The sequence below is a fragment of the Bacillus sp. JJ1474 genome (assembly GCF_036965225.1).
In the GTDB taxonomy this organism is placed as follows: Bacteria; Bacillota; Bacilli; order Bacillales; family Cytobacillaceae; genus Cytobacillus.
The window spans coordinates 30,204-42,560 of the sequence record NZ_JBALPC010000075.1 but is presented as its reverse complement, the minus strand read 5'-3'; the positions used below and the strand labels follow the sequence as shown (position 1 = coordinate 42,560).

11 protein-coding genes are annotated in these 12,357 nt (G+C 37.2%); 8 read left to right on the top strand and 3 right to left on the bottom strand.

What is annotated here, in order from left to right; genetic code table 11:
* Positions 1-61 precede the first annotated feature (61 nt).
* Together V7164_RS11140 and V7164_RS11135 are read left to right on the top strand one after the other, a co-directional pair.
* Positions 62-343 (top strand): hypothetical protein, encoded by a 282-nt coding sequence (locus tag V7164_RS11140; protein WP_335348103.1) that lies wholly within the window; start codon positions 62-64, stop codon positions 341-343.
* A gap of 101 nt (positions 344-444) precedes the next feature.
* On the top strand, positions 445-828 hold the full coding sequence (locus tag V7164_RS11135) for a YppE family protein (protein WP_335348102.1): 384 nt from the start codon (positions 445-447) through the stop codon (positions 826-828).
* Between the two features lie 106 nt (positions 829-934).
* Here the strand turns inward: V7164_RS11135 and V7164_RS11130 are convergent, their stop codons facing one another.
* Positions 935-1,117, bottom strand: a complete 183-nt coding sequence (locus V7164_RS11130) for a YppF family protein (RefSeq protein ID WP_335348101.1) — start codon at positions 1,115-1,117, stop codon at positions 935-937.
* Positions 1,118-1,409: 292 nt separating this feature from the next.
* On the opposite strand from V7164_RS11130, the gene V7164_RS11125 reads away from it, so the two are divergent.
* The 3 genes from V7164_RS11125 to V7164_RS11115 all read left to right on the top strand — a co-directional run bounded on the left by V7164_RS11125 (position 1,410) and on the right by V7164_RS11115 (position 5,568).
* Positions 1,410-2,012, top strand: coding sequence for a YppG family protein (locus V7164_RS11125; RefSeq protein WP_335348100.1), 603 nt, complete (start codon positions 1,410-1,412; stop codon positions 2,010-2,012).
* Positions 2,013-2,303: 291 nt separating this feature from the next.
* Positions 2,304-3,167, top strand: a complete 864-nt coding sequence (locus V7164_RS11120) for an ABC transporter permease subunit (RefSeq protein ID WP_335354098.1) — start codon at positions 2,304-2,306, stop codon at positions 3,165-3,167.
* Positions 3,160-5,568 carry an ABC transporter permease subunit gene (locus tag V7164_RS11115; protein WP_335354097.1) on the top strand — a complete coding sequence of 803 codons (2,409 nt, stop codon included), beginning with the start codon at positions 3,160-3,162 and terminating at the stop codon, positions 5,566-5,568. The genes V7164_RS11120 and V7164_RS11115 overlap by 8 nt, the downstream gene beginning before the upstream one ends.
* Positions 5,569-5,595: 27 nt before the next feature.
* Here the strand turns inward: V7164_RS11115 and V7164_RS11110 are convergent, their stop codons facing one another.
* A complete protein-coding gene (locus tag V7164_RS11110; protein WP_335344432.1) occupies positions 5,596-6,060 on the bottom strand; it encodes an Hsp20/alpha crystallin family protein in 465 nt (154 codons plus the stop codon).
* A 265-nt stretch (positions 6,061-6,325) separates the two neighbouring features.
* Here V7164_RS11110 and hcp point away from each other — a divergent pair, with 265 nt between their 5' ends.
* A complete protein-coding gene (hcp, locus tag V7164_RS11105; protein WP_335344433.1) occupies positions 6,326-7,618 on the top strand; it encodes a hydroxylamine reductase in 1,293 nt (430 codons plus the stop codon).
* 48 nt (positions 7,619-7,666) lie between these two features.
* Here hcp and V7164_RS11100 read toward each other — a convergent pair whose 3' ends face one another.
* A complete protein-coding gene (locus V7164_RS11100; protein WP_335344434.1) occupies positions 7,667-8,359 on the bottom strand; it encodes a Crp/Fnr family transcriptional regulator in 693 nt (230 codons plus the stop codon).
* A gap of 163 nt (positions 8,360-8,522) precedes the next feature.
* Here V7164_RS11100 and V7164_RS11095 point away from each other — a divergent pair, with 163 nt between their 5' ends.
* Both V7164_RS11095 and V7164_RS11090 read left to right on the top strand, forming a co-directional pair.
* Entirely contained in the window at positions 8,523-10,823 is a 2,301-nt protein-coding gene (locus V7164_RS11095) for a DEAD/DEAH box helicase (protein ID WP_335354096.1), read from the top strand.
* Positions 10,813-12,075, top strand: a complete 1,263-nt coding sequence (locus tag V7164_RS11090; RefSeq protein ID WP_335344435.1) for a ribonuclease H-like domain-containing protein — start codon at positions 10,813-10,815, stop codon at positions 12,073-12,075. Before V7164_RS11095 ends, V7164_RS11090 begins: the two co-directional genes overlap by 11 nt.
* The last annotated feature ends 282 nt before the right edge of the window (positions 12,076-12,357 follow it).

The following is a 12,357-nucleotide window of genomic DNA, read 5'->3' as shown; positions in this document are numbered from 1 at the left end:
GGCGCTGGAGCTAGACAATTCTTAAATAACCGGTGTTCTTATTCCAAGGAGGGCTTAGAAGATGAAGAAAAATGTTAAGGCAAAAGAGGAATTAATTAATATGCTTTCTGAAATTTATAATCAGCTTGAGGAATTAGAAACTGTACTTGATTCAAACTTTTCCGGCATTAGAAACGAATTACAAATAAATTGTTCTGACCAAATATCAGCCTGTACGAAAAGCATGGAAGCGTTAGAAACGGAAGCCGCTTATTATCAGGCTAAGAGCGGCAAGGCCGATGTGAAGGAAAATTTTCATCGTCAGCCAAGCATAAAGCTTGAAATAGGTTACAAATTACACTAAAATTGGGTCAATGTTTAGTAGCTGATTTTTATAAGCTACTTTTATTTTTGCAAAAATTCTCCTGACAGCAATTTCTGTCTATGAATTTGGAGCTGATTATTATGAATGAAGATGTAGAACTAATCCATCTGACAAACCAATTATTAAATTATATGTTCTTTTTGTCTGAAAGATATGAAAAGGCTAGGGAGCTGCAGAAGCCCGGAGATTTTTATAAAGAAGTTAAACCGTTCGCGGATGAAGTGAAATTAACGAACGATGAATGGAAAAATAAAGCGATCCAATGGATTACAACCAATCGACCGAAAAACCTATTTGCCCAGCAAGTAGAATCTACATATGAAAATATCGAAGCAATATCTGTACAAGCCTTTTATCCAGAAACGAGCAAGTCGAGGTTCACTAATTTAATTGTTTCTTCGCAATATGTACTAGACCGACTGCTTCAAACTGTAAAAGAAGAAATGGGCCCTCCTGTCACTTAATAGGAGGGCCGTTTGAATTATGTCATTTGCAGCTTAGAGTATCTACAGCGATGATAAGATTGACTACTTGTACGCCGATACTATAGTTTGTCTCTCTTAATGTGCCTTAAAGGGATTCAGGAACCTCTGCTCCTTGAGCCTCGAGTTCACGAACAAGGTTACGATAGACATTAATACAAATATCGTTTTGAACATATGACTTTTTCGTAAAATCAAGTAATTCGTTTACACTTTCAGGACTGTAATTCCTCATTTGAAAAAATTTCATTGCTAGTTCGTGAACATTCATGCTAATTTCCCTCCTCTAATTTTCTCTCGTATTCTGCTAAACTAGAAAGCTAGTTTACTAGCAGAATAACGAAATTTTACTGCATAGCGTTTATTTCTTTTCAATATCCTATCATAAAAAAGGTATGGTTCTTTATTTTTCAAATATTAAGACTTCCGACATGAATCTTCAACAATAGACAAAAAATGAAAACGTTTCCAGTATCACAATATAGGCATTCTTTTCATAAATTATAGTAATGATTTCTCAAACAAGCTGAGATAGATTGTTTATGAAAGAGGAGGATGTCCCCATGTTTGGCCGAAGAGGAGCCAGCCATTATATAAATCAATATCACCCAACATATATGAATCAATATCACCCAACTTATATGAATAAATTTGATTACGGACTAAACCAATATCATTGGAGACAGCAGCCCCCTTATTATCCTTCTCCTACAGGGAATATGGGGTTCTACAACGGTCCACACAATCAACCTTTTCCATATGGAAGTGACATGATGTATCAAAATTCCTATCCTGCCATGGGCAGCCAAAATTTAATGTATAACCAGTACCCAACTAATGGATATCCGATGCAGCAAAATGGGATGCAGATGGGGCAAGGAAATGTTTCACAGAGCATTTTCCAAAATCCTTTAGATCCTGAAACAAACGAAAATATATCGAACTCTTATAATCCCTATTTCTCTAATTCTTATATGAACCCTTACCCAAAGCAATCCTTTATGCCTAAACAGTCATCAGGTGTACAATCCCTTATGAATTCATTTAAGTCACAGGATGGTTCAATCGATATTAATAAAATGATGAATACGGCCGGCCAGATGGTTAATGCCGTAAGTCAGGTTTCATCGCTTGTAAAAGGATTAGGCGGGTTTATCAAGGTTTAATGAAAAAATTTACAATAAGGTATTCGCCAAAATAGTCATGCGAATACCTTGTTTTTTATAGGCTAAAAAAAATAGGATTGACAGTAAATAGAAAATGGTGAAAAAATAGAGAAATGAATATAAAGTGAAACTTCAATCAGTGGGGGAGTTCCTTCATCCCTCACTGATTGTTAGTTGAACCAATCGGGCCTTTACGGGCTGTTGATCCCCACTTAGAATTTTTTTACTTTACGCAACTTTTTGAAGTGAGGGTCTTACAGCCCGTTAATCTGCAATAAATGGGGGATCCAGATGTTACGTTCATTACAGCAAATTGTTATCATATTCCTCTTAATCCTTTCTCTTGCTGCAATACCAATGATAGTAGAAGTAAATCCGCTTGAGAATCGGCTGGAATGGCATTTCGAAAAATTGCCTAGAATATATGGTGATTTTATTAGTGAAATCAGTAATGGTAGCCTTGGTACATATCAGTTAGGGACTCAGCAGCGGGAAATTGCGGAGGATATTCGGAATAACTTTTTTACTAGTTTAAAAATCATGCTTATAGGTGTAAATGTTTCAATTATTATTAGCTTGATTTTTGGTATTTTCGTAAGCCGTTTTCGATTAACAAAGCTTTTTAATTTCATTTTGAACCTCTTATCAGCCATACCTGATTTTATTATTATTATTTTGTCTTTGATTTTAGCTGTAAATATCTATAAAGTCACAGGAGTTAGAATAATTTCTTTACGTGCCGATGCGGGAACGCTCAATCTTTGGTTTCCAACCTTGCTTGTAAGTATTGCACCGACATTATATATGTTTAAGCTTGTATCAGTGAAGTATCTTCAAATGAGCAGTGAAGATTATATTAAGACAGCGGTAGCAAAAGGAATGCGTTTAAATTATATTAATTTCCAGCATGTTTATAAAAATGTTGAGCCCTTTATTAAAGCTGAATTAATTAAAGTCATTTCCTTAAGCGTCGGAAATCTATTTATCATCGAGTACATCATGAATGTATCTGGTATTACGAAATTTATTTTTCAAAGTAATGAGATTCAGCCAATTGCTATTGGCCTTTTCTCGATGCTTTTTATATCGGGTGTCGTCTATTTATCCATTAGAATAGTACTTTACCTTTTTAAACGAGGATTTATATATGAATAAATTATTTAACATCAATTATTCTTTATATGTAGGGATTTTCTGCGTATCAATCATTCTTTTTCTATGTGTATTTGGTCCAATACTGGCTCCGCACTCATTAACAGAGATGCTCGAAACGCAATATAGGAATGGAAAGGTACTATCTCCGCCAATAGAACCTTTTGAAAATGAAAGCTACCCATTAGGTACAGATAAATGGGGCTATGACTTGATGACGATGATCCTATATGGAATTCGTTATACGGTATTTGTAGCACTGGCTGTTACATGTATTAAGATGGTGTTAGGGACAATAATAGGATTATATGCAGGCATGTGGAAAAAAACATCTAGCTTGTTGAGTGCTTTTGAAAATGCCTGGAGCTATATCCCTTTGTTTCTCATTTTATATTTTTTTATGAGGCCGATAAGTTTTAATAGTCAATTAAGTACAAGCACTCTCTTAGGATATTTTATTATTATTGCTTCTGTAATCAGTATCCCTAGTATTGTTTCTTCCGTGAGACAGAAAACGGCTGAGTTATATAAATCTGTATATATTGAGGCTGCACATATTCTCGGGGCCAGCAAAAACAGGCTAATTTGGAAGCATATTTTTCCGCAAATGAAGGAAACGATTTTAGTGATGTTCATTTTGGAAATTGTCTATGTCATTACTATTATGGGCCAGCTGTCACTTATGAATATTTTCATTGGCGGAACTACTGTTCGATTTGATCCGATCATTTATCTATCGGTAACGAAGGAGCTATCTGGTTTAGTTGGACAAGCTAGAGGAAATATTTACGGGAATACTCATATTTTGTTGATCCCTTTAATGGTTCTCTTATTTACGACCATATCTTTCAGTTTATTAGCAAATGGTCTAAAAAATCGCTTTCAGGCAAACTACTCAAGAACACCATGGATAAGGACGGGACAGGTACATCGGATTTTACCTATTCGCAAGCAATTCAATCAGGAAAGGAAGCGTATACTCCCTCGAGGAGAAGGACTTGCCTTCGTTTTGCTTGTCATGTTATTTACCGGGGCAGGTGTTTATGTTACAGCCACGAAGGATGCAGATGTAGGGGTGAAAAATGATAGTAAAGCGTCCTATGATATGCATGTAGAAATGGATTCAAAAGGTGTCTTTCATACAACAGCAAATATTCATATCAAAAATAAATCAGATAATTATTGGGAGGATCTCACCTTTTATTTCATTCCAAATGCATTTGAAAAAGGGCATTCTTTCCAATCGGTTAAAAGCTATTCTACAGTACAAATGAAGAAAATCATTATAAATGGCGAGCAAGCAAAATATAGCTTGGAAAAAGATCAATTAAACATTAGCATCCCGTCAACCATGCAGAAAAGGAAAAAATATCAAATTAAAATTGAGTATTCATTCACGATTCCAAATGAAGGTGTACGTCTTTCAAAAGAAAAGGAAAATTATTATTTGGCACATTGGTACCCAATGCTGGCAACCTATCAAAATGGAAAATGGAATAAGGAAGATTATGATGTAGGAATGGAGACGTTCCATACAGACTTTTCTAATTTTGAAGTCTCTTATAAAATTCCAGAAGGGTACTCCCTTATTTCTTCATCCGATAAGGACCCTCGAATAGGTGCAAGTGAAGGGAAAATCAAAGTAAAAAAAGTGAGGGATTTCTTCATTGGCATTGTTAGAGATATGGATATCCATGAAACGGAGGCTAATGACGGAGTCAAGATCCGATTGTTCACAAAGACGGGCCATCAGAAAAATATTAAGGAAACTTTAGAGTTAGCAAGAGATGCATTAAGCTTCTATCAGGAGAATATAGGGAAATATCCCCATAAACAATTAGATATTATTTTAGATAACGGCCCATTTATGGAATATTCAGGTGTAGTAACAATTAATCCTTACATAGAGGATACGTATTTTTACAGAAACGCCGTAGTCCATGAAATCGCCCATCAGTATTTCTATGGTGTGGTGGCGAACGATCAATATCATCAGGCATGGGTTGATGAAGGCATGACTGAGTTTGCAACCTCTATGTACTTTTATGCTGGCAAAAATCAAAGCAGGAGTGAAGCATTTCGCATTCCCTATAACCGAATGGAGCGTATAAAGGCTGCTAATCCTCCAATTGGCAGACAATATTCAAATGTTTCATTAGATAAAGTAAAAAATACAGGCTTTATTTATGGTCAGCCTGCCATTGAAATGTTAAAGATGGTGGAGGATAAGTATAGACTTAAAGGAGCCGATGTAAAGGAAGTTAGCATGCAATTTCTTTCTAGCTACTATGAGCATTTTAAATACAAGGAAGTAGATACGAAGGAATTTATTCGGTTCACAAGAGATTATTTCAGTGTACCGACTGGTTATTTTAATAAATGGCTGGATACTTCCGAGCATTAACAAGCAGTTTATTAGACTGCTTGTTTTTTATTCAATTTCATCGATTTTTATATGCTTTCCTTTTTGTTTAGGAACACGGATCTTTAAGAGTCCATTTTGGTATGATGCTTTTACCTTATTTTCGATAATTGGCTGCGGAAGTGGTATCGTTCTGCTTGATTTTTGCATTGATTGCCGCATTCTTCTAACCTTCTGGTCCTCATCCTCTTCGGTGAATATTTCATTAGATTGAACGGAGATGGTTACGTAATTATCAAAGACATCGAGCTTAATCTGCTCACGTTTAACACCAGGCAGCTCTGCCGTAATAATATGCTCCTCCATTGTTTCTCGGACATCAACGTGAAATGGAGTATGAAAAGGAAATGGGCTCTTGAAGAATTCATCTATTGATTGCAGAAATCCCTTAACTGGTTTTTCATTAAAGAAATGATTCACCGATTTCACTAAATCTCCCAACTCATTTTTTCCCTTTTTGTTATCGTTGCTCAATTTTTTCAGCCCCTATCAATTAATGATGTTGGCATAGCCACAATATCATATGAAGGTAACTGGGTATTTGTTCTTGGTAAATAAAATATTGGTAATTTTTGAACAAATATTGATTGAAAAAGCGTGATTTGAATCACACTTTAACTTTGGAATTGAGGATATTCTGATCATGTTATGAAAAAGCGTGATTTGAATCACATTTGATCATTGGAATTGAAGATATTCAGATCATGTTAATTTATTGGGAAAGTGGGAGATTGAAAGAATGTTTTGCTACCAGTGTGAACAAACTCCGAGTGGGGGATGTAAAGTTATCGGTGTTTGTGGAAAAGATGAAACCATTGCAAGCTTGCAAGATACAATTATTTTTGGCTTAAAGGGGATTGCTGCCTACCGTACACATGCAAATCAGCTAGGATACACGGATCCATTTGTTGATGCAACGACCCATGAGGCACTTTATTTGACATTAACAAACTCAAATTTTAATGTACAAGAACATATTGAGATGGCGTTAAAGGTAGGGCGCTCAGCCGTTAGGGCAATGGAAATGCTTGATGAGGCCCATACTACAAGACTGGGCGTTCCACAGCCAATCCGCGTATCGCAAAACAAAATCGAAGGTAAATGTATTATCGTAACAGGCCACAATTTATTCGCATTAGAGGAACTGCTCAAGCAGACAGAGGGAAAGGGAATTAATATTTATACGCACTCAGAAATGCTGCCTGCTCATGGGTATCCTGAATTGAAGAAGTATAGCCATTTAAAAGGAAATATCGGTAAAGCTTGGTATGACCAGCGCAGATTATTTGAAAAGTTCCCTGGCGCCATCTTGGCAACGACTAACTGTGTCATGCCAATAAAAGGTACATATGCAGACCGGATGTTTAGCTATGAGGTCGCAGGTCTAGAAAATGTAGAGAAAATAGTGAATGATGATTATAGCCGGCTAATTAATCGGGCGTTGGAGCTGCCAGAGGCAAATATTCAATCAGATGAAACATTACTAACTGGCTTCCACCATGAAACCGTACTAGGTCTTGCACCAGAGGTTATTGTGGCTGTTAAAGAAGGAAAAATAAAACGGTTCTTCGTCATCGCTGGCTGTGATGCCCCAGGGAAGGACGGAGAATACTACCGTGAACTTGCTACATCATTGCCGCCTGAAGCAGTTATTCTAACAACATCCTGTGGAAAGTTCCGTTTTAATGATGTTGATTACGGGGTTGTTCCAGGAACAGAAATTCCGAGATATATTGATTTAGGTCAATGCAATAACTCGGGATCAACCGTGAAAATTGCGAAAGCTTTGGCAGATGCTTTTGAATGTGAAATTAATGAGCTGCCAGTAAGTATTGTATTATCTTGGTTTGAACAGAAGGCCGTTGCGATTCTACTAGGATTATTTAGTTTAGGAATTCAGGATATCCGTATAGGACCTAAGGCACCTGAATTTATTTCAGAAGGCGTTTTGGATGTACTACAAAACACTTTCAATCTAAAACTTATTGGAACGGTTCAAGAAGACTTGGAAGAAATGCTTCAATATAATTAATAGCTAACAAAGAAGAACCACCTTTAATAAGTGGTTCTTCATTGTTATTTATAAGATTTCTTCTAATAGACTATCAGGATCAATAATAATATTTCCGGATGAATCTGTTTCAATCAGCTGGTCCTTTTTAAGCTTAGTTAGTGTCCTGCTGACAGTTTCTCTCGTTGTTCCGATCATGTTGGCGAGATCTTTATTAGTGAACTCTGCCTTTAAGAGATAGAACCCATTATCCATTTTCTGACCGTGAATTTTGGCTAGGCGAACGAGCAGTTTAATAATTTGCTCATATGTATTATTTAGGATTTGCGATTCGAGCCGTTCTTGCAGGTCAACAATTTTTTCTCCCAGAACTTTAAACACTTTAATACATAGCTCAGGATTTTCTATAAGGACCTTTTCAAATTGGTCAATTGGCACAACAACTAATGTGGAGCTTTCGAGTACCTCAGAAAAAGCAGGGTATCCTCCTTTTCGGAAAAAGCCTACATGTGGAAACATATCCCCATTTTTAGCGATTGCCACGATTTGTTCTCTGCCATTCACATCACTTTTATAAATTTTAATTCGTCCGCTTTGAATAAAATATACATTCTCTAACGGATCATCCTGCATGAATACATGACTGCCTTTTTTCCATTCCCTAGAGATGGAGATCTCAACAATTTTGTCAATTTCTGAATCACTGAGCTCTTTAAAAAGAGTAAACTGCGAGAGTACCTTTTTAATGTCAGAATAATTCATGTTATCACCTCTTAAGTAAAACCATTGTTACCAATATTGTAACAAAAAAGCCACAAGAAAGAAGCGTTTTGGGTTTGGAAGAATTTGAACATTTTATGACAGGGAAGTTTTTCTTTAAAAACGAACGCTTATTCGCTAGAATAATAGATATGAGGTGAGTAAGATGAAAGTTCGGAAAAGCTTGCATGAATTAATGAAGGAAATGAAAGAACTGGAAGAGTTCAAGCAAAACATCGTTCATTGGCACACAATTGAAGAAAAGGAAGCGAGGATTGACGACCTTCCAGCTGATATAAGCCCTAATCTTAAGGAGGCTTTACAAAGAAGAGGAATAACAAGTCTTTATACTCATCAGAAATCGGCATATGAAACCGCTATGAAGGGACAAAGTCTTGTTGCAGTAACTCCAACTGCTTCAGGAAAGACACTATGCTACAATCTCCCTGTTTTACAGACCATTATTAATGACCCTCATGCAAGAGCGCTATATATGTTTCCAACTAAAGCCCTTGCCCAAGATCAAAAAAGCGAAATTAATGAAATCATAAATGAAACAGGATTAGCTATTAATAGCTATACATATGATGGGGATACCCCTGCTAATATTCGGCAGAAGGTCCGAAAAGCGGGGCATGTCGTCATTACAAATCCAGACATGCTTCATTCGGCTATCCTTCCCCACCATACAAAGTGGGTTTCCCTTTTTGAAAACCTGAAATTTGTTGTGATTGATGAACTTCATATATACCGTGGTGTTTTCGGAAGTCATGTCTCTAATGTCATCCGGCGATTACAAAGAATTTGCCGCTTTTATGGAAGTGATCCTATTTTCATTTGTACATCGGCAACTATCGCTAATCCATCGGAACTTGCGGAGAAGTTAACAGAAAAACCGGTTAAATTAATTGATAATAACGGGGCACCAAGCGGGAGAAAGCATTTTGTTTTCTATAATCCGCCAATTGTTAATAAGCCTTTAAATATTAGAAGAAGCGCTACATTAGAAGCTAGAAAGCTAGCTTCAATTTTGTTGATAAATAAAATACAAACGATTATTTTTGCGAGAAGCCGTGTAAGGGTCGAGATCCTACTTACATATTTACAGGAACTCGTAAAGTATAAATTAGGGCCAAAGGCTATTCGCGGCTACCGAGGCGGTTATTTGCCAACAGAGAGACGGGAAATTGAAAAAGGACTCCGTTCTGGAGAAATATACGGTGTTGTCAGCACGAATGCTTTGGAATTGGGAGTAGATATTGGACAGCTGCAAGTGTGTATTATGAATGGCTTCCCTGGGACGATTGCGAGCTCATGGCAGCAAGCAGGGCGTGCCGGAAGGAGGCATGGTGAATCCCTTGTGATTATGGTTGCGAGCAGCAGCCCAATGGATCAATATGTCATTCAAAATCCGGATTACTTCTTCAAAAGAAGTCCTGAAACAGCGAGAATTCATCCCGATAATTTGATTATTTTAATCGATCATATCAAATGCGCAGCCTTCGAGCTTCCCTTTCATGCAGGAGAATCCTTTGGATCATTTGAAACGGAAGAAGTCCTCGAATATTTAGCGGAAGAACGGGTTCTTTATGAAAATGGGGGAAAATATTATTGGATGAATGATTCTTTTCCTGCCCATAATATTAGTTTACGTTCAGCTTCCCAGGAAAATGTAGTCATTATTGATCAATCTGACATAGCGAATGTGAAGGTAATCGGTGAAATGGATCAATTTTCTGCTATGACGCTCCTGCATGAAGAGGCGATTTATCTTCATCAAGGAACCCAGTACCAAGTAGAGCTGTTAGACTGGGAGGAGAAAAAAGCCTTCGTTAGAGAAGTGGAGGCGGATTACTTCACAGATGCTAATTTGGCCGTTGAGCTCAAGGTTCTCGAACAGGATAAGCAGCGTTGCCTGCCTTCAGGAGAAATTGGTTATGGTGATGTGAGCGTTGTTGCCATGGCAACTATTTTTAAAAAGATAAAATTTGAAACACACGAAAATATTGGTTCAGGGCCTATAAGTCTTCCAGAGGCAGAGCTTCATACAAGCTCTGCGTGGTTCTCATTAAATGAAGAGTGCTTACAAGACAAGCGAGAGAGATTAGAGCAAGGGCTTATAGGGTCAGCTCATGCATTAAGGCATATTGCCCCGCTTTTTGTCATGTGTGACCCTCAGGATATTCATGTTGTCCCGCAGGTGAAAGCGGCTCACAATGAGAAGCCAACGATATTTTTCTATGATCGCTATCCGGGTGGGGTTGGATTAAGTGAAAAGATATACGAAGGGTTTGAACATGTTTTACATGAGGCAAGACAAATGGTGGGCAATTGTCTTTGTGAGCAAGGCTGTCCTTCCTGCATTGGGACTGATACTGCTTCAAAAACGGCTAAAGCAGATGTCCTCAACATATTAACAAGCTTCACATCGAGAAATGTAATCACTGGTGATAACTATGTCCATTAAAAACAAGCTGAATCGAATAAAGTCACATCTATCGCATGAAAGCAGCACTGAAAAGCGAGTTCAAAAAGTAGAATTAACCGACTTTCCTTATAGAGAGGTTTGGGAAAAAGAAGGAGTTACACCATATTATTTTGACGAGGATTTTTGCTTAATTAGGGAAAAGGAATATTCAGTTAACGAGAAACACGGCATTTATACGTTTGACCAATTTTATCAGGCTGTGGAAGCATGGAATTCTTCAGATATCTATCATCCATTGTCAGCTGCTGGGTTTCGGGCAGATCAATTTTTTTTCTTTGACACAGAAACAACTGGACTCGGTGGAGGTGCTGGAAACACAATCTTTATCCTTGGCCATGCTAGCCTTCAAGGAAACAAGGTTCGTCTAAAGCAGCATATTTTGCCCCATCCAGGAGCAGAGGTCGCTTTATACAAAAGCTTTCTAGACAGTGTTGATTATAAGATGATGGCAACCTATAATGGAAAATCATTTGATTGGCCGCAAGTGAAAACGAGACATACTCTTATTCGGGATCAAGTTCCTAAATTGCCTCCATTTGGCCATTTCGATTTATATCATGCTTCTAGAAGGATGTGGAAGCATAAATTAGAACGTTTGAAGTTGTCTGTAGTTGAAAAAGAAATATTAGGTGTCGAAAGAAAGGATGATCTTCCAGGTTTTTTAGCACCGATGATTTATTTTGATTATGTGGAAACAAAAAATCCAGAAGGAATGCTAGGAGTATTGAAACATAATGAAATAGACATTTTATCCCTTATTAGCTTATATACTCACCTATCTTATCAAATTCTTGGGATTGATAAGTCACAGACTGCACGGGAGACATACGAAGTTGGGAGATGGTTTTCCCAATTGGGAGAAACTGCATCAGCCAAGAAGGCATTCTCAAATATTTCAGCAGGAGATGGCATTGAAGCACTTCAAGCTAAGCATGCACTTGCATTCGAATATAAGAAACAAAAGAAATGGCTTGAAGCCATTCAGCTATGGAAAGACGTTGCTGAGGGAAGCGAAATGGAAATAAAGGTGGAGGCATGTATTGAACTTGCGAAAATTTTTGAGCATCGTCAAAAAAATATCGAACAAGCTCTTACATATACGAAAATGGCTGATTCCTTTTATAAGGCAAATGAGATAGAGAGCGCTTCCGTTAAATATGAGGATCTCATTAATAGGCTCCAGCGACTGATGAGAAAGAAGGAGTCCTCTAATATCTTCACAAATAATTAATAATTGTTTGAAAAACCCACTAATTCCTAGTTGTAAGCCTATTGCAAAAGCTGTAAAATGTGTAATTGTGCAGTATTATTTAGGAATAGAGTGAGGCAGATATCATGTATAAAGCAATATTATTTCTGTTTTTTTTCGTTATTATATTTGTAGCCGTTTTATTCTCCAACTTAAAAGGGAGTTTTTATAGTATGTTCTAAAAGGGTCATACATATTTCTGAAATCCTGTTGCTTTTGTTTCTCTTTAGGTAGTAGCACAATATAAGTAAAAAGTAAAGAAAA